Origin of the sequence: Bordetella sp. (assembly GCF_051960075.1) — a bacterium.
In the GTDB taxonomy this organism is placed as follows: Bacteria; Pseudomonadota; Gammaproteobacteria; order Burkholderiales; family Burkholderiaceae_B; genus Bordetella.
In genome coordinates this window covers 1-17214 of record NZ_JBQCER010000021.1, presented here as the reverse complement: position 1 = coordinate 17214, position 17214 = coordinate 1, and the positions used below count along the sequence as shown (strand labels likewise).

The window sequence follows — 17214 nt, the reverse complement described above, 5'->3', positions numbered from 1 at the left end:
ATCCAGCATAATTCGTGCATCTGGCTATTGGCCCCGTTTTTTGGAGATGTTCATGCCCAACGCGACGTCCCACGCCAGCATGGCGCCAGCAATCGCCCCGTCGAGCGGGGTCCGGTTCATGCTCGGCACACGGATCATATGCAGCTTCGGCGCGATATTCGTGCTGATGCTCGCGATGGCCGCGATCTCCTATTTCCGGCTGAAAACCATCGAGAACGACACGGTGAACCTCAACCGGGATTCCGTACCGGGGCTCTTTTATGCCACGGCGTTGCGCACGTCGATGTCCGAAAGCTACCGACTGATCGAGCAAAGCCTTTTCGAAGACACCGGGGACGACGCGATGAAGGCTACGCTGACCCACCTGCCCGACGTCTTGCGCCAGGACGAAGAAGCAACGAACCGCTACCAGACCACGGTCTTCAGCGAAAACGACCAGGCCGATCTGCGGACCTTCAAGACGGCCTACGCGCAATATCTGCAACAGCTCAACGATGTCGCGCGGCAGGCCGCGGCTTCGCGCGCGCAAGCCCAGGCCGCGTTCGTGCAACAGGTGACTCCGGCGTGGAAAAACCTGGTCAAGGCCGCCGACATGCTCGTCAAGGAAAACCGCGAACAGGCATACAACTCGACAAAACTGATCCAGACGGAGGTCGACAAAACCAAGCTGACGCTCGCGGTCGCGCTGGCCATCGTACTGCTCGTCGCGTTCATCACGGGCTATAAACTTCGGCGCTCGATCACGGTGCCGATGGCGCGCCTCGTCGACGTGCACAACGCGATGCGAACCGGCAACCTGTCCCAACGGCTCGATCTGCGCCGCACCGACGAATTCGGCACGCTCCAGAACGGATTCAACCAGATGTCCGACGAGCTGGTCGGCCTCGTATCACAGGCCCAGCAATCCTCGCTCCAGGTGACGACCTCGGTCACGCAGATCGCGGCGACAGCAAGAGAGCAACAGGCGACGGCGAGCGAAACCGCGGCGACCACCACCGAGATCGGCGCGACGTCGCGCGAGATCTTCGCGACGTCGCGCGACCTGCTGCGCATGATGAACGAAGTGTCGTCGGTCTCCGAACAGTCCGCCGCGCTCGCGGGCGATAGCCAGAGCGGCCTTACGCACATGGAAGAAACCATGCGCAGCGTGATGGAGGCGGCAGGCTCGGTCAACGCCAAGCTCGTGATCCTCAACGAAAAGGCGGTCAACATCAATCAGGTCGTCGCGACGATAACCAAAGTCGCGGACCAGACCAATCTGCTGTCGCTCAATGCTGCGATCGAGGCCGAAAAGGCCGGCGAATACGGTCGCGGCTTCGCGGTCGTCGCCACCGAGATACGGCGACTGGCCGACCAGACGGGCGTGGCGACCTACGACATCGAACAGACCGTCAAGGAAATTCAATCGGCGGTGTCGGCCGGCGTCATGGGCATGGATAAATTCTCCGAGGCGGTGCGGCGCGGCATGAATGAAGTGCAGCAGGTCGGCGGGCAGCTCTCGCAGATCATCCAGGAAGTCCAAGCGCTGGCGCCTCGCTTCCAGATGGTCAACGAAGGCATGCAGACGCAGGCCACCGGCGCCGAGCAAATCACGCAAGCGCTGTCGCAACTGTCCGAGGCCGCGCAGCAGACGGCCGATTCGCTGCGCCAATCGACGCAGGCAATCGACGACCTGACACTGGTCGCGAACCAACTGCGCACCGGCGTCTCCCGGTTCAAGATCTAGGTCAGGCGCGCTGCGACGGGCCCATCCCGATGCTCTTCCTTCTGTTCGAACTCGATGGCGATCGCTACGCGCTCGATGCGGGGCAGATCGTCAAGGTAATGGAGTTTTCGCCGGTGAAACGGATCCCCGGCGCACCGCCATGGATTGCAGGCGCGATCGAAGGGCGCGAATCGCCGGTGCCGGTGATCGACGTCGCACAGCTCGCGCTGGGGCGTCCCTCACGGCGCTTGCGTTCGACGAGATTCGTCGTCGTGCGCTATGGCACGGAAACCGCGCCGCGGAACGAGACGAGCAGCGAAACCGGAACCGGTCGCCAGCTCGCGCTTATCGTCGAGCGCGCGACGCAGACCTTGCGTATCGACCCCGATCAGTTCACAGGCAGCGGCGTTGCGACGCCGAACGCGCGCTGGCTAGGACCGGTTGCGAGCGACGAACAGGGTCTCGTGCAATGGGTCGATGCGCACCGCATGCTCGACGACGAAGCGCGCGCGCTGCTGTTTCCGACCGATTCCCCTACGCTACTTGCGGATCGGCCATGACCTCGACACGGCATGCCGACGATACCCGGTTCGAGGCATGGTTGATGCGCGAAACCGGCATAGATGCCTCGTCGCTGGGCACGAGCACGCTTGCCCGCGCCGTGGGCGATCGGATGGCCCATCACAGCGAGCTGTCGACAAAAAACGCCGCGGCCCGCGTCCACGGGATCGATGCTTACTGGAACCTGCTCAATGCATCGCAAGACGAGCGACAGGCTCTGATCGAGACCCTCGTGGTGCCGGAAACCTGGTTCTTTCGCGATCACGAGGCGTTCGCCGCGCTCGCGCGCCTGGCCCATGCGCGGCTTGCGCAGGAGCCCGCACGGCCGCTGCGCATCCTGAGCGTGCCGTGTTCGACCGGAGAAGAGCCCTATTCCATTGCGATGGCCTTGCTCGACGCGGGCATCGATTTCGGGCGTTTCGGCATCGACGCGATCGATATCAGCGCCCGCGCGATCGCATACGCGCGGGACGGGATATATGGACGTAATTCGTTCCGCGGCGATGCGATCGAATTCCGCAGCCGCCATTTCAGCAAAAAGCCCGATGGCTGGCTCCTCGGCGAGCGCGCCCGTGCGCCGGTGCAATTCATCCAGGCAAATCTGTTCGACCTGCCGTCCGTGGCCAGCACCCTTTACGATTTCGTATTCTGCCGCAACGTGCTGATCTACTTCGGCCGGGAAGCGCAGGACCAGGCGATCCGGCTGCTCGATGCGCAGCTCGCCGCAGGCGGGACGCTCTTCGTCGGCTCAGCCGAAACGGGGCTGATGATGCGGCACCCCCTCGCATCGGCCCGCATCCCGCTGGCGTTCGCATTCCATCGCGCGCCGCCGGCGCGCGCCGAGGCAGCGGGCGAACGGAACCCTGCGGAACCCCGCGCCGGATTGCACAGCGCGAAGACACCTGCGCTCCGTGCGGCGCCTCCGGCGCCGAAGCGGCCCGCACGCGCTCCGATCAGAAATTCCGGCCGTCCCGCCACGGCCGGCTCGGCGCCAGCCGGCTCACTTGCGACGCTGGACGACGCGAAGCGCCTCGCCGATGTCGGACAGCTCGGCGAAGCGGAGCGCATTGCACAGCGGCATGCGCTCGATCATGGGCCGGATGCCGAAGCGTTCTATCTGTTGGGCCTCATTGCCGACGCCCGAGGCCTCGCCAACGACGCACAGGATCTTTACCGCAAGACCCTGTACCTCGATCCGAACCATTACGAAGCGCTCACGCATCTCGCAGTGCTGATCGACGCCGTCGGCGACACGGCGGGCGCTGCCCGCATGATGGACCGCGCCCGCCGCGTGCTGGCGCAGCGCAAGGCGGCGGCGCCGGACAGCGGGAACACGCACAGAGGAGCCCATGAACCTCGCCGCTGATGAAAACAGCAGGCCGGCGTTGCGCGTCGACGACTGCTGGAACCGGATCGGAAACCTGGGCGATCATTCGTGCCCGCGCCTGCAGGAGCATGTGCGCTGCCTGAATTGTCCAGTCCTGGGGCGGGCCGCCGCCCTGCTGCTCGATCGTCCGCTCGATAACGCCGGCCCGACATATGCCTCGCGCAAGCAAACCGCAGAGCAAGGGGCGGAGCCGGTCATCGACGCAGATCGCGCGCCAAAGCAAGCGGCTTTCGTGTTCCGCGTCGCCGACGAATGGCTCGCGCTTCCTGTCTCTGCATTGCGCCAGGTCGACAGGCCGCGGCCCATCCACGCCCTGCCGCACCGACGCAACGGCGTCGTGCTCGGCCTGGTGAACGTGCGCGGCGCGCTCACGGTGGCCGCCTCGCTCGTGGACATGCTCAATCTGGACCGCGCAGCCGGCGGCCGCCACGCCGCGCGCGAACAGCGCCCCCGCACACTGGTCGCCGAATATCACGGCGACATCGCGGCGCTGCCGGTCGACGAAGTCGAAGGGGTGATCCGCTACAAGGCCGACGCCTGGATGCCGGCGCCGGCGACGCTGACGCACTCCACCGCGATCCACGCAAGCGGAGTGATCCCGTGGCGCGACACGACCATCGGCCTGCTCGACCCTGCCCGGCTGTTCGAGTCGCTCGCAAGGAGCATGAGATGAGCGTCGACGACGATCTCTCGCACAGTTCCCTGCTGGATCTGTTCCGCGAAGAGGCGCAAACCCAGACACAGGTGCTCGGCAGCGGCCTGCTCACGCTCGAAAACGCGCCGACCGACGCCGCAGCGCTGGAGGCATGCATGCGCGCTGCGCACTCCCTCAAGGGGGCGGCGCGCATCATCGACCTGCAGGCGGGCGTCGATATCGCGCACGCGATGGAAGAGTGCTTCGTCGCCGCGCAGCGCGGCACGTTGCTCCTATCGGCGGCCCATATCGACCAGCTGCTGCATGGCGTAGATCTTCTGTTGCGGGCGGGCGATGCGCACGCCCCTGCCGTTGCCCGGCATGAAATCGACGAACTGACGAGCCGCCTTTGCCGGACGGGCGAAATGCCTGGCAGCGCGGCGATTACGCCGGACACCGCGCTCGCACTCGATACGCCTACGCACGTGCCGGAAAGGGCCGCGCCCACGGCAACGTCGTCCCCGGGCCCGGGGGCCGCCCGACATGATCCCCAGCGGATGCTGCGCGTGCGCGCCACGCAGCTGGACCGTCTGCTGAGCCTGGCCGGCGAGTCCCTGGTCGAATCGAGCTGGCCCAAATCGTTCTCGGGAGCAATGCAGCGCATGCGGCGCGCGCACCGTGCCGCATGCCGCGTGCTCGATGCGCGTATCGACGCGCTGACAGGCAAAGCGGATGCCGCCGCGCTGGCGGCCCTGCATGACGTGCGGGCCGCCTTCGAAGAAATCCACGTGCAGATCAGCGAGCGGATCGACGAGATCGACCGGTTCGACCACCGCAATACGCATATCGCGCAGCAGATGTACGAAGAATCACTGCATTGCCGGATGCTGCCTTTCGGCGATTCGACGCAGGCCTACCCGCGCATCGTGCGCGATCTCGCCCGGTCTCTTGGCAAGAAAGTGCGCTTTTCGATCGTCGGCGAAACGACGCAGATCGATCGCGACATCCTGGACATGATCGACGCGCCGCTGGGCCATCTTTTGCGCAACGCGCTCGATCATGGCGTCGAAACACCCGAGCAGCGCATCGCCGCCGGCAAGCCACCCGAGGCAACGGTGACGGTCGAAGCGCGCCACAGCGCCGGCAAGCTGCTGATTTCCGTCGACGACGACGGCGCGGGCATCGACCTCGAAGCCCTGCGCGCGACCATCGCGCGGCGCGGACTCACCGACGCCGACACCGCCAGGCGGCTCTCCGATCACGAACTGCTCGATTTCCTGCTCCTTCCCGGATTTTCGATGCGCGAGCGCGTCACGGACATGTCGGGCCGCGGCGTCGGCCTGGACGCGGTACGGGAAATGGCGAGCGCGGTGGGCGGCACCGTGCGCGTGTTCACCGAGCTCGGCAAGGGAACCCGCTTCGTCCTGCAGTTGCCGCTTACCTTGTCGGTGATCCGAAGCCTGCTGGCCGACGTCGGCGGCGAAATCTATGCATTTCCGCTTTCGCATATCCGCTGCACGCTGAGCCTCGCGCGCGCCGATATCGACATGCTCGAAGGGCAGCAGCACTTTCGCTTCGCCGGCAAACCCGTCGGCCTGGTCGCCGCCCGCCAACTGCTCGGCGCCGGAACGGGAAGCAGCGCGAACGAGCAGATCGCGGTCGTCGTCATTGGCGACGATGCCGAAACATACGGCGTCGCCGTCGATAAATTCCTCGGCGAAAGCATGCTGGTGGTTCAGCCGCTGGACTCCCGGCTAGGCAAGATCAAAGATATTTCCGCCGGCGCGATCATGGAAAGCGGCGAGCCTGCGCTGATCGTCGACATCGAAGATTTGCTGCGTTCGGTGAGCAAGCTCGTGCGCGGCGGCCAGCTCGAACGGGTGCAGCGCACGCAGCCGAACGCCGCGGCACGCCGCAAGCACGTTCTCGTCGTCGAAGATTCGCTGACGGTGCGCGAGCTCGAACGCAAGCTCCTGGAAAAATCGGGCTATGCGGTCACGGTCGCCGTCGACGGCATGGACGGATGGAATATCCTGCGCGGCGCGGCGTTCGACCTTGTGGTGACCGACATCGACATGCCGCGCATGGACGGCATCGAACTCGTGTCGCTGATCAAGCACGACGCGATTCTGAAGAAGTTGCCTGTCATGATCGTGTCGTACAAAGATCGCGACGAGGACCGGAACCGCGGACTCGACGCGGGCGCCGACTACTATCTCGTCAAAGGCAGTTTCCACGACGACGTGTTGATCAACGCGGTCCGCGATCTGATCGGAGAGTCCGGCTCATGAACATCGGAATAGTCAACGACCTGCCGCTCGCCGTCGAAGCGATGCGCCGCGTGATCGCGCTCAGGCCCGAGCACCGCGTGCTGTGGGTCGCCGTCGACGGTGCGCAGGCCGTCGAATTCTGCGCGGCGCAGCCGCCCGACATTGTGTTGATGGATTTGGTGATGCCGAAATTCGACGGCGTCGAAGCCACGCGCCGGATCATGGCCCTGGAAACGCGCTGCGCGGTCCTGGTCGTGACGACCAGCGTCGGCGAAAACCTGAGCCACGTGTATGAAGCCCTGGGCGCGGGAGCCCTGGACGCCGTGGACACCCCGAAGCTGTCGGAGGACATGCTCGGCGACAAGCGACAGGCGCTGCTCACCAAGATCGACCAGATAGGCCGCTTGCTTGAAAAAGCCCCGCCCGAACGGCGCCGGATCGCCACGCCCGCGCCGCGCGCCGCCAGGACGCCGCTCGTGGCTATCGGAGCGTCCGCCGGAGGCCCTTCCGCGCTCGCCACGCTGCTCAGCGGCCTGCCCTCCGATTTCGGCGCAGCGATCGTGATCGTCCAGCATATCGACAAGGTATTTGCCGAAGGCATGGCGCAGTGGCTCCACGGCAAGGCATCGCTGCCCGTGCGCATCGCGCGGGCAGGCGAGCGGCCGCAGCCGGGCGTCGCGCTGCTTGCGGCGACCGACGACCATCTTCGCCTGACGAACGAGGGTTTGCTCGATTACACGCGCGAACCTACCGACACGCCGTACCGCCCCTCGATCGACGTATTCTTCGATAGCGCGGCCGAGCACTGGCGCGGCGGCCTGATCGGCGTGCTGCTCACGGGCATGGGCCGCGATGGCGCCACCGGACTTCGAACCATAAAATCGAACGGCTACCACACGATCGCTCAAGACGAGGCGACAAGCGCCGTGTACGGAATGCCCAAGGCCGCCGCAGCGATGAACGCCGCGAGCGTGATACTGCCTATAGACGATATCGCCACGGAGCTGAAAGCCCGCATTCGGGCAGCTGTGTAGAAATCGACCGATGACAGCTACTTTAACGGGACGAACGCGAGACAATGATCAATCAGAACGACGACGACAAGGCCGATAGCATGCCCTTGGCCGACGCTACCGACGCCGCGCTCGACGCCGTGCAGGCGGCGTTGAACTCGCCTTCCGCGGCCGATGTGCCGGTCATGGTGCTTCTGGTCGACGATCAGGCTATCGTCGTGGAGGCCGTGCGGCGGGCGCTGATGAACGAGAAAGGCATCGACTTTCACTATTGCATGAACTCGAGCGAGGCGCTTGACGCCGCCATCCGTACGCGGCCGACCGTCATATTGCAGGACCTCGTCATGCCCGGCATCGACGGTTTGACACTCGTCAAATCCTATCGATCCAATCCGGCGATGCACGACACGCCGATCATCGTCCTGTCGACCAAGGAAGAGCCCGTCATCAAAAGCGCCGCATTCGCGGTCGGCGCGAACGACTATCTGGTGAAGTTGCCTGACCGCATCGAACTCGTTGCGCGGCTGCGCTATCACTCCCGGTCTTTTGTAAACCTGATGCAGCGCGACGAAGCCTATCGGGCGCTGCGGCGATCGCAGCGCCAATTGATCGAGACCAATCTCGAACTGCAGCGGCTGACGAACGTGGACGGCCTGACCAACCTGTCGAACCGGCGCTATCTGGACGAATACCTATCGGCCGAGTGGCGGCGCTGCGGACGCGAACAGACCGAGTTGTCTTTCCTCATGATCGACGTCGACAACTTCAAGGCGTACAACGACAACTACGGGCATGTATCGGGAGACGACGTGCTCAAACAGGTCGCCGCCTCGCTCGAAGGCTGTATCGACCGCGCCGGCGACCTGGCTGCGCGCTTCGGCGGCGAGGAGTTCGCGGTCGTGCTGCCCGGAACGTCGATCGACGGCGCGCGCGCGATCGCCGAGAAGATCCGGCGGCGCATCGAGGCGCTGCAGATACCGCACGAATTCTCGTCCGAGGCCTCCTGCATCACGGCGAGCGTCGGCGGCGCCTGCGTCGTTCCCACCGAGAACGGCAAGATCACATCGCTGATCGAAGCCGCGGATCAGGCCCTTTATCGAGCCAAGCACAACGGCAAGAACTGCGTGTTTCTGGCCTGAACCCGCCGGCCGGCACGGCCGCGATCATGTCCGAAAATAGCGAGAAAGGCCGATGACTCCGGGATAAAGTGCATCCCATGGAGAAAGCACCGACAGCCAACGACGGCCGCAGCGCGTTCTACGCCGCGCTCAAGGCGAGAGACGCGCGATTCGACGGGCGATTCTTCGTCGCCGTTTCGTCCACAGGCATCTATTGCCGCCCGATCTGCTCCGCCAAGATACCCAAGTTCGAAAACTGTTCGTTTCACCGCACGGCGGCGGCGGCCGAGCAGGCGGGCTATCGCCCCTGCCTGCTGTGCCGCCCTGAGCTGGCCCCCGGCAACGCGCCCATCGACGCCTCGGCCTCGCTCGCGCGGCGCGCGGCTAAGCTGCTGGAAGACCATTGCGGCAGCGACACCTCGCTCGAAGCACTGGCGCAGCGGCTCGGCTGCACCGACCGCCACCTGCGCCGCGTCTTCGCCACCGAGTTCAGCGTCACGCCCGTCCAATACCTGCAGACGTGCCGGCTGCTACTGGCCAAGAACCTCCTGACCGACACCGACCTGTCGGTGGTCGACGTGGCCATGGCCTCGGGCTTCGGCAGCCTCAGGCGCTTCAACGCCCTCTTCAAGAGCCAGTACCGGCTCGTGCCCACGGCCCTGCGCCGCCGCAAAGAAAAGCGCACAGAATCGGCGGCGCAGATCAATCTCGTGCTGGGCTACCGTCCGCCTTACCTGTGGGACGCCATGCTCGCGTTTCTCGCGTCGCGCGCCATTCCCGGGGTGGAAGTCATCCAGGACGGCACCTACGCCCGCGCCGTGGTCCTTGCAGGCCCCAACGGCAAGCCGCACTCCGGCTGGATCCGCGTGGGACACCTCCCGCAAAAAAGAGCGCTCAACGTCGAAGCCTCGGTATCGCTGCTGCCCGTGCTGCCCTTGGTACTGGCGCGAGTGCGGCATCTCTTCGACCTGGGCTCCGACCCGCAGGCCGTGCACGAGGGACTGCTCGCGATGAACGACCTGGCGCCCGGCCTGCAAGTGCTGGGAACGCGGCTGCCCGGCAGCTTCGACCCCTTCGAAATGTCGGTTCGCGCCGTACTCGGACAGCAGATCACCGTCGGCGCCGCCCGCACCCTGGCCGCGCGCATCGTCAACACCTACGGCACGCCCGTGCAAACGGACATACTTGGCCTGACCCACGTGTTTCCCTCGCCCGAACACATTCTCGCGCTGGAGGGCGACATCGAGAGCCATATGGGTCCGCTCGGCATCATCAGGACGCGCGCCCGAACCATCCTCGCGCTCGCCCAGGCGCTGGCCGCGAGGACGCTCGACTTCGGCCCCAGCGCCGAACCCGAACGCGAAGTCGAGAAGCTGCTGGAACTACCGGGCATCGGCCCCTGGACGGCCCAATACATCGCCATGCGCGCCATGGCCTGGTCCGACGCCTTTCTGCCGACGGACTACGGCATCAAGAAGGCCCTGGCGCCGCGCACGCCCAAGCAAATGGAAGCGCTGGCCCAGGCATGGCACCCATGGCGCAGCTACGCCATGATCAATCTGTGGAACTCGCTGCACTAAGCGTATTCGGAATACATCATGTACTACTCGCACCGCTATGCCTCCCCCCTCGGCCCACTGCTCATGGCAAGCAACGGCCGCCACCTGGTCGGGCTTTGGATGGAAGGGCAAAAATACTTCGGCGCCACGGTCGACGAGCCGCTTACGCCCGATTCGCAGCGGCAGGAATTCAAAAACGCCGCTGCCTGGCTGGACGCTTATTTCGCCGGCGAGAACCCGCCTCTGGCGGATCTGCCGCTGGCCCCCAAGGGCACGGCGTTTCAGCAAGCAGTCTGGCGGCAGCTGCTCAAGATCCCGTATGGCGAGACGACCACCTACGGCGCCATCGCCAAAGAGGTCGCGCGCGAGATGAAGAAAGCGGGCATGTCGGGGCAGGCCGTGGGCGGCGCCGTCGGGCACAACCCCATCTCCATCATCATCCCCTGCCATCGCGTGGTGGGCAGCCGCGGCAGCCTCACCGGGTATGCGGGCGGCCTGAAGAAGAAGCTGCGCCTGCTCGCGCTGGAAGGCGTGAACACGGTAAAGTTCTTCGTGCCCAAGCAAGGCACCGCGCTGTGAAAGGAGAGCCATGACCGCCTATGTCGCCCTGCTGCGCGCCGTGAACGTCGGCGGCAACGGCAAGCTGCCGATGAGCGATCTCAAAGCGATGTGCGAAGCGCAGGGCTATTCCCAGGTGCGCACCTATATCGCCAGCGGCAATGTGGTCTTTCACAGCGCGGATTCGGAGGCCGCGGTCAAGGCGGCGCTGGAGGCGGCCTTGCTTCAGTATGCCGGCAAGGCGGTCGGCGTCATGGTGCGCACCGCCGCGGAAATGGCCGCGGTGCTCGAGGCCAATCCGTTTTCGGATGAAGCGCCCAACCGCACCGTCGCCATCTTCCTGGACAAGGCGCCGCCCAGGAATCTGCTGGAAACTGTCTCCGGCTGCTATCGCGAGAAAGTCGCGCCCGGCAAGCGCGAGATCTATGTCTACTACGGCGACGGCATGGCGCATTCCAAGCTGAAGATTCCTGCCGCGCGTGATGGCACGGCTCGCAATATCAATACCATTGCCAAGCTGGCGGAGTGGGCGGCGCAGAAATGGCGCCAGGCTGGTGGATCACCGGCTGGTCGGTAGCAGGAGCCTGGGGGTGCCGATGGCAAACGAGGCGCGCTGAATTCGCCCTTCGACGACCTCGTAGATGCAGAGCATCTCGACTTCCCCTTTGCCTTCGGGGTAGTTGCGGGTGACGACCTCCAGGTCGGTCACGAAATTTCCGAAGACGGTGCGCGACAGCAGCCGCGCGTGCAGATCGGGTTCGGAAAAGCGCTCGGCGAATCGCGTTCTGAGCGCATCGCGCCCTTTGGCGAGCAAGGGGCCATGCAGGGTGTATTGCTCAGCGTCGGGTGCGTAAGCAGCAAGAAGCGCATCCAGGTCTTTCGCGTTGTAGGCGTCAAGCTGGTTTTGCACGACCGTGGCAGGCATGGTTTCGATCATGTGAGTTTCTTCCAGGTTCGAATCAGCTATTCCAAGTGCGCTGATTATGAACGTCAAACGAATGGCTCGTCATACCGAATCGTCTCGGCGCTTAACCGCATCACGCCGCCAGCGCCCGCGCAATGGTTCCCACTGTCTTGAGCGCCGCGTGGAAATTCTTGTTATCGGGATGCCCGAAGTTGATCCGCACATGGTGCTTGAAACGATGGTCGGCCGAGAACAGGTGGCCCGGCGCCAGGCTGATGCCCTGCGAAAGGGCCAGCCGGTGGAGTTCCAGCGCGTCGATCTTCGGCGGCAGTTCCACCCAGATGAAGTAGCCGCCTTCCGGCTGCGTGGCCCGCGTGCCGGCAGGAAAATGCTTGGCAATGTCGCGCAGCGTCGTGTGGCGATGCTGCGCCAGCGTTGCCCGCAGTTGGCGCAAGTGACGGTCATAACCGCCATGCTCGAGATACTCGCTCAAGCCCTCCTGCGACGGCAAGGGCGCGGCGATGGAGCTCATCAGCTTGCGCTGCGCCACCTCGCGGACGTAGCGGCCTGCCGCCACCCAGCCGACGCGGTAGCCCGGCGCCAGCGTCTTGGAGAAGGAACTGCAGTGCATGACCCAGCCCGCGCGATCCCACGCTTTGGCGGGCCGGGGCTTGCGGGCACCGAAATACAGCTCGCCGTAAACGTCATCCTCGATCAGCGGCACCTCGTGCCTGGCGAGCAGTTCCACCAGCGCCTGCTTGGCGTCGTCCGGCATCAAGCTGCCAAGGGGATTCTGGAAGTTGGGCATGAGCCAACATGCCTTGACCGGATGCCGTTCCATGACCGCAGCCAGCGCGGCCACGTCGATACCCGTACGCGGGTGGGTGGCGATTTCGACGGCGCGCAGGCTGCAGCGTTCCAGCGCTTGCAGCGCGGCATAGAAGGTCGGGGATTCCACCGCCACCAGGTCGCCAGGCTGGGTAACGCTCTCCAGGCACAGGTTCAGCGCCTCCATCGCACCGTTGGTGATGACCAGTTCCTCGGTGTCCACGCCGCAACCCATACCGAGATAACGCAGGCCGATCTGGCGGCGCAACGCAGCGCTGCCGGGTGACAGGTCTTCGACCGTGCGCCAGGGGTCCAGCCGACGCAGCGCCTTGCCCGTGGCGAGCGCGAGCTTGGGCAAGGGGAACAGCAGCGGGCTGGGGAAGGCCGAGCCCATCGGCACGAGCGCCCGGTTCTGAGCGTGGCCCAGCACCTGGAAGACCAGCTCAGACACCTCGACGGCACGCTCTTTCGTCACCGGCCTGGAACTCTCCGGCTCCTGCTGCCAGCTCACGGTGTGACTGACGAAGTAGCCCGAGCGCGGGCGGGCCTCGATCAAACCGCGCGCCTCCAGCAGGTAGTACGCCTCGAAGACGGTGGACGGGCTCACCCCCCGGCTGCGGCTCGCCTCCCGCACCGACGGCACACGTTCGCCCGGCCGCAACCGGCCGTGGGCAATGGACTCGGCGATCTCGTGTGCGAGGGCTTCATAGCGTTTCATGGGGTTTTGACATCGCATGCAACTGATATGCACAAGTTACAGATTGATCACCACTGTACTTTTGCACGATTTTTCTTGGCAAATTAACCCGTTCTGTTTATCTGATCTGCTATTTATTTGATGAATCTGAGTCTGTAATTTTGGCGGCTGCCTTGGCACAGTAGCGGCTGCAGGCGAAAGGTCCGCCGCAGGATCCTATGCCGCATCCAATTCGGCTCGAGCCATTCGTTTACCTGGCTACGGCTAATTTCTAGGCTGCTGTGCAGCGCTTTGAGGAAATCATGGAGTGGGTTCCTATATTTTTGATTACGTTCAAGCTGCTCGTGTTGGGCACGTGCATTTTCTTCGCCATCAAGTCTCATCATGACGGCGAGAAGGAAGAGAAAGAAAAAGAGAAGAAAAGAGCAATCAACGGGTCGTAAGCGCCTGCACACCGGCTTACGGTTCGTCTATCTGGCTTACGGTTCGTCCATCTGGCTTTCCTGGTTCTACCACTCGTGTCGAAAGCCAAGTTAGGTGGCATTCAATTTCCAAATAAATCAACAACCTAGATTTTTTTGAGTCAGCACTCTTCGAACGGATGAGTCAGCTCAATTGATATTTTCCGCTTATTGAGTCAGCGTAAATGGAATTAGAAGTTTAGAGCCCCTATTCCAGCCATTACTCCCCGACGGTGGGCATCAGCTTCGCCACTTTCAAGCTGTCATACCACTCCTTGTAGAGTGCCATGGTGCGAGAAGTCAGTGCTCTCACTAGCGCGATCCTGCATTCGCCATACCCGCTATCCATAGACAGGTACCTCTGCGGGAATTCCCCGTCAGGCGTGGATCGCTGCCAGTCCTTCCATTGGGCCTCGGAAACAAAGCTGGCGAAGCGCTTTCCCACGGCGTTCCGCAGGCCATAACTCCGCAAGACTTCGTCAGGCTCGCCGTTCAGCTTCTTGGAAGGCTCCGCTTCGGCATCGGCTCGATTGGCATCGAATGGCCACGCGCGGAGATTGCCAATGCTGCCATGCCAATCGCGCACTAGGCGCGGAATTTTGTGTCGCCCTTCGATGTAGTACCTCGGGTGGATGTGATCCATGTCCCAGGGGCGGTTCATTTCCTCGACCGAACCTGGATCGGTCGGATCGAAATCGGGAAACCATTCAGCAAGCTGCAGCCGCTGCGCATATAGTACGAGGCGACGCTCACCCCACAGCTTGTCCGCGAAGAACACCCAATCGGCCTCAGCTCGCTCCTTCCAGGACGCCTCCTCCGAGTCGATATTGCGGACCTGCCTCATGCTTCGGCCATACCAACGTTCGAGCTTCAGTGACAGAGTTCCAAAGGAACCGTACCACTCCCAAGCGCTCCAGAAGCTGGAGCCCGCGTCACGGAAACCACCCGCAGCACCGGCTCCGCGTGGTGCCGTGATCTTCGCGGCGATCTGCCTAGCCATCGTCATCGGTGAGGGCAAAAGCACCATCGGCGGCTCCCGCCTCCTGGCGTCACGCTCGAGGCAAATCCGAAAGTTCCCGCGTTCGAAAAAATTCGGCAGATCCGCAGGTCTGCATTTCTGCAGCAGCGGCCATAGGACAGAAACGCAAGCCGCCGGCTTGCGCGAGAACCAGGAAATCGCAGTCAGGGCTCCGAGCGTGCGCTTACGCTGCTCGATAGTCAGATCCGAAGTACTGCTCTTGTGTTCGTGCAGTCGTTCGATCCACCTCAAAAGCAGGAATAGGATCTCGCGACCAGATTCGCCGCGCCCCAGATCACCCACCAGGACTGGCGGCAACGCGACATCCACGGTGAGCAGTTGATGCGCATCGTAGAACAACGGAGCAGCTTTTCTGCGCAGATACGCCTCTAATCGCTTTCGGTAGCGCGTCTGCTCGGGATCACCGTGCACAAGCCGGCGAAAGCGTGCCACCTCCGGCGACGGTGGCAGGGTGGTCGAGGCCTCGTCCACAAGAGCCAACCGGGCGATGAGCAATGCAGCCCGCGGCTCACTGACGAGATGGTGTTGAATGGCGGAGATCAAATTTGCCGCATCCGGCCAAATTGCCTTCACCATGCTATAGATTAAATCCTCGCCCTGTAACGGCGTGCCACCAGCGTTGAAACGTAGGAACAAGGTCTCGGCGGGGTCCTTAAATTCCTCCGCCCCGGCGTCGGGTTGGACTTTATCTCGAAGATCCACCTCGAGTGCAGGAACTTGATAGCGTTTGACCACCGCCTGTAAGGCAGCAATCTGCGCCTGTGCATCCTTCAGCCGCTGCGGAAGCACGGCCTCGAGTGCTCCGTGCTTGGTAACGATTTTATGCCACCAGGGAACCATCTGCGACAGGGTGGACGTGATCGCCGTCGGCGAACTTTCAGCCGCCGCGAGCAACACTGATAGAGGAATGGGAGCCGAGGCATCCCAAGGCCAGCTATAACACACCGGTGGCTTGCGCGGCCATGTGTCAGCGTCATGCGCCGCACGGACCTCTTGCAACGAGCACCTGATATCGGCCGCGCCAAGACGCTGACGATCACCGGCCGCAGGGTAGCCCCAGGGATGAGCGCGACTAACTAGCCTGAAGTGAATTATGCGATCAACATTGGCCGGAACACCCAGGTCCACCCACAAAACCGCTGGAGCATCAACGTCGCCTCGCTGCCAGGGCGCAAGGAAGCCGAGGGCGATGGCATTCGCGCGCTGCTGACCATCCAACAACATGTGTGTAGGTTGCGATGCACTCTGTCCAACTAGCATTTTCTGTGTGCCGAAACGAGCTTCGAACGGCATCAGAAGAAAAGAGCCAATTGGAAAACCACGCGCGACGGAGTCCCACAACGTCTCTACTTGGGATGGACGCCAGACAGCGCCGCGCTGTAAGGCGGGAAGCGCTGCCACGATCGCAGGCTGCCCGGTTGTGAGCTCTTCGCTTACCTGCCATCGCGCCACCTGATGCAGTGACAGGGCATGTACCGCACCGCCAATTGCAGTTGCTGTATTCAAACCTCCTCCTCATAATCTTTGTAGACACGCTATTGCGATCGCGGGGCTGAATTTTCGACGAATGAGAGGATGTTTCAATACAACTTCCGAGTCACTCAGCCTTGATATAAGAGGTCACTTGTTTGACTAAAGTAGCGGAAATTTGAGCCTCCACTCAAGCTGCAACGTCACCGTGAACCGCCCCGGGTTTCGCGGAGGCTGTTTAGTTAAAGTAAGACGGCCTCATCGGATGGGGTTCCGAGTCGGCTGTAGTAGTTTGCCTCAGCTTCGGCAGGCGGGATATAGCCAATCGATGAGAGCAGGCGTTTATGGTTGAACCAGGCGACCCATTCGAGGGTAGCCAGTTCGACCGATTCTCGGTTTTTCCAGGGGCCACGCCGATGAATCAATTCGGCTTTGTAGAGCCCGTTGATTGTCTCGGCCAGCGCGTTGTCGTAGCTGTCGCCGCGGCTGCCGACCGACGGTTCGATGCCAGCCTCGGCCAGGCGCTCGCTATAGCGAATACTGACGTATTGCGACCCCCTATCGGAATGATGGATCAGAGAGCCATCGTTATCAGGCCTGCGGTCATAGAGGGCTTGCTCCAAGGCATCAAGCACGAAGTCTGTGGTCATAGTGGTGCTCACGCGCCAGCCAACGATGCGCCGGGCGTAGACATCGATGACGAAGGCCACGTACAGCCAGCCTTGCCAGGTCGAGACATAGGTGAAGTCCGAGACCCAGAGCTGATTGGGTCGATCGGCCCAGAACTGACGGTTCACCCGATCGAGCGGGCGCACGGCTGTTTCATCGGGCACCGTGGTGCGCACCCGCTTGCCGCGCCGTACGCCTTGCAGACCCTGAGCATGCGTAAGCTTCCCCGTCAAGTAGACAGTTTGTTGTAGACATTCGAAGCCAGGGTTAACCGGGGCAGATATTGCACCGGCGGCACACCGCCCAACGATTCATGCGGGCGAAATTCGTTGTAGTCACGC

The 17214-nt window shown here is 63.2% G+C and carries 13 protein-coding genes and 1 pseudogene; 10 read left to right on the top strand and 4 right to left on the bottom strand.

Annotated elements, in window-relative coordinates; all coding sequences use genetic code 11:
- Positions 1–52 precede the first annotated feature (52 nt).
- From ACTHJ1_RS02555 to ACTHJ1_RS02510, 10 genes are all read left to right on the top strand, one after another.
- The gene (locus tag ACTHJ1_RS02555) at positions 53–1726 is read left to right on the top strand and encodes a methyl-accepting chemotaxis protein (RefSeq protein WP_440187207.1); all 1674 of its coding nucleotides are present in this window, start codon (positions 53–55) and stop codon (positions 1724–1726) included.
- A 29-nt stretch (positions 1727–1755) separates the two neighbouring features.
- Entirely contained in the window at positions 1756–2265 is a 510-nt protein-coding gene (locus ACTHJ1_RS02550) for a chemotaxis protein CheW (protein WP_440187203.1), read from the top strand.
- Positions 2262–3632 carry a CheR family methyltransferase gene (locus ACTHJ1_RS02545; RefSeq protein WP_440187200.1) on the top strand — a complete coding sequence of 457 codons (1371 nt, stop codon included), beginning with the start codon at positions 2262–2264 and terminating at the stop codon, positions 3630–3632. The genes ACTHJ1_RS02550 and ACTHJ1_RS02545 overlap by 4 nt, the downstream gene beginning before the upstream one ends.
- Entirely contained in the window at positions 3616–4326 is a 711-nt protein-coding gene (locus ACTHJ1_RS02540; RefSeq protein ID WP_440187197.1) for a chemotaxis protein CheW, read from the top strand. Before ACTHJ1_RS02545 ends, ACTHJ1_RS02540 begins: the two co-directional genes overlap by 17 nt.
- Positions 4323–6578, top strand: coding sequence for a hybrid sensor histidine kinase/response regulator (locus ACTHJ1_RS02535; protein WP_440187194.1), 2256 nt, complete (start codon positions 4323–4325; stop codon positions 6576–6578). The genes ACTHJ1_RS02540 and ACTHJ1_RS02535 overlap by 4 nt, the downstream gene beginning before the upstream one ends.
- Positions 6575–7591: a chemotaxis response regulator protein-glutamate methylesterase gene (locus ACTHJ1_RS02530; RefSeq protein ID WP_440187191.1), complete on the top strand. Its 1017-nt coding sequence runs from the start codon at positions 6575–6577 to the stop codon at positions 7589–7591. Before ACTHJ1_RS02535 ends, ACTHJ1_RS02530 begins: the two co-directional genes overlap by 4 nt.
- Before the next feature lie 44 nt (positions 7592–7635).
- Entirely contained in the window at positions 7636–8709 is a 1074-nt protein-coding gene (locus ACTHJ1_RS02525; RefSeq protein WP_440187188.1) for a GGDEF domain-containing response regulator, read from the top strand.
- A gap of 77 nt (positions 8710–8786) precedes the next feature.
- Positions 8787–10268 (top strand): AlkA N-terminal domain-containing protein, encoded by a 1482-nt coding sequence (locus tag ACTHJ1_RS02520; RefSeq protein WP_440187185.1) that lies wholly within the window; start codon positions 8787–8789, stop codon positions 10266–10268.
- Between the two features lie 18 nt (positions 10269–10286).
- Positions 10287–10826 carry a methylated-DNA--[protein]-cysteine S-methyltransferase gene (locus ACTHJ1_RS02515; RefSeq protein WP_440187182.1) on the top strand — a complete coding sequence of 180 codons (540 nt, stop codon included), beginning with the start codon at positions 10287–10289 and terminating at the stop codon, positions 10824–10826.
- Positions 10827–10836: 10 nt separating this feature from the next.
- Positions 10837–11382 (top strand): DUF1697 domain-containing protein, encoded by a 546-nt coding sequence (locus ACTHJ1_RS02510; RefSeq protein WP_440187179.1) that lies wholly within the window; start codon positions 10837–10839, stop codon positions 11380–11382.
- Here ACTHJ1_RS02510 and ACTHJ1_RS02505 read toward each other — a convergent pair.
- The 4 genes and pseudogenes from ACTHJ1_RS02505 to ACTHJ1_RS02490 form a co-directional block, all read right to left on the bottom strand.
- Positions 11365–11742: a nuclear transport factor 2 family protein gene (locus ACTHJ1_RS02505; RefSeq protein WP_440187176.1), complete on the bottom strand. Its 378-nt coding sequence runs from the start codon at positions 11740–11742 to the stop codon at positions 11365–11367. The two genes, ACTHJ1_RS02510 and ACTHJ1_RS02505, sit on opposite strands and share 18 nt — an antisense overlap.
- A gap of 100 nt (positions 11743–11842) precedes the next feature.
- A complete protein-coding gene (locus tag ACTHJ1_RS02500) occupies positions 11843–13255 on the bottom strand; it encodes a PLP-dependent aminotransferase family protein (RefSeq protein WP_440187276.1) in 1413 nt (470 codons plus the stop codon).
- Positions 13256–13915: 660 nt separating this feature from the next.
- A complete protein-coding gene (locus ACTHJ1_RS02495; protein ID WP_440187173.1) occupies positions 13916–16240 on the bottom strand; it encodes a DUF262 domain-containing protein in 2325 nt (774 codons plus the stop codon).
- A 206-nt stretch (positions 16241–16446) separates the two neighbouring features.
- Positions 16447–17085 (bottom strand): annotated as a pseudogene (locus ACTHJ1_RS02490) (IS3 family transposase); the annotation flags it as partial.
- Positions 17086–17214: the final 129 nt, after the last annotated feature.

Excerpts from the sequence above, each read along its gene's own strand:
- ACTHJ1_RS02505 (WP_440187176.1), bottom strand. The coding sequence starts at position 11,742 with ATGATCGAAACCATGCCTGCCACGGTCGTGCAAAACCAGCTTGACGCC.
- ACTHJ1_RS02525 (WP_440187188.1), top strand. The coding sequence starts at position 7,636 with ATGATCAATCAGAACGACGACGACAAGGCCGATAGCATGCCCTTGGCC.
- ACTHJ1_RS02500 (WP_440187276.1), bottom strand. The coding sequence starts at position 13,255 with ATGAAACGCTATGAAGCCCTCGCACACGAGATCGCCGAGTCCATTGCC.
- ACTHJ1_RS02545 (WP_440187200.1), top strand. The coding sequence starts at position 2,262 with ATGACCTCGACACGGCATGCCGACGATACCCGGTTCGAGGCATGGTTG.
- ACTHJ1_RS02555 (WP_440187207.1), top strand. The coding sequence starts at position 53 with ATGCCCAACGCGACGTCCCACGCCAGCATGGCGCCAGCAATCGCCCCG.
- ACTHJ1_RS02540 (WP_440187197.1), top strand. The coding sequence starts at position 3,616 with ATGAACCTCGCCGCTGATGAAAACAGCAGGCCGGCGTTGCGCGTCGAC.
- ACTHJ1_RS02535 (WP_440187194.1), top strand. The coding sequence starts at position 4,323 with ATGAGCGTCGACGACGATCTCTCGCACAGTTCCCTGCTGGATCTGTTC.
- ACTHJ1_RS02550 (WP_440187203.1), top strand. The coding sequence starts at position 1,756 with ATGCTCTTCCTTCTGTTCGAACTCGATGGCGATCGCTACGCGCTCGAT.
- ACTHJ1_RS02515 (WP_440187182.1), top strand. The coding sequence starts at position 10,287 with ATGTACTACTCGCACCGCTATGCCTCCCCCCTCGGCCCACTGCTCATG.
- ACTHJ1_RS02530 (WP_440187191.1), top strand. The coding sequence starts at position 6,575 with ATGAACATCGGAATAGTCAACGACCTGCCGCTCGCCGTCGAAGCGATG.
- ACTHJ1_RS02520 (WP_440187185.1), top strand. The coding sequence starts at position 8,787 with ATGGAGAAAGCACCGACAGCCAACGACGGCCGCAGCGCGTTCTACGCC.
- ACTHJ1_RS02510 (WP_440187179.1), top strand. The coding sequence starts at position 10,837 with ATGACCGCCTATGTCGCCCTGCTGCGCGCCGTGAACGTCGGCGGCAAC.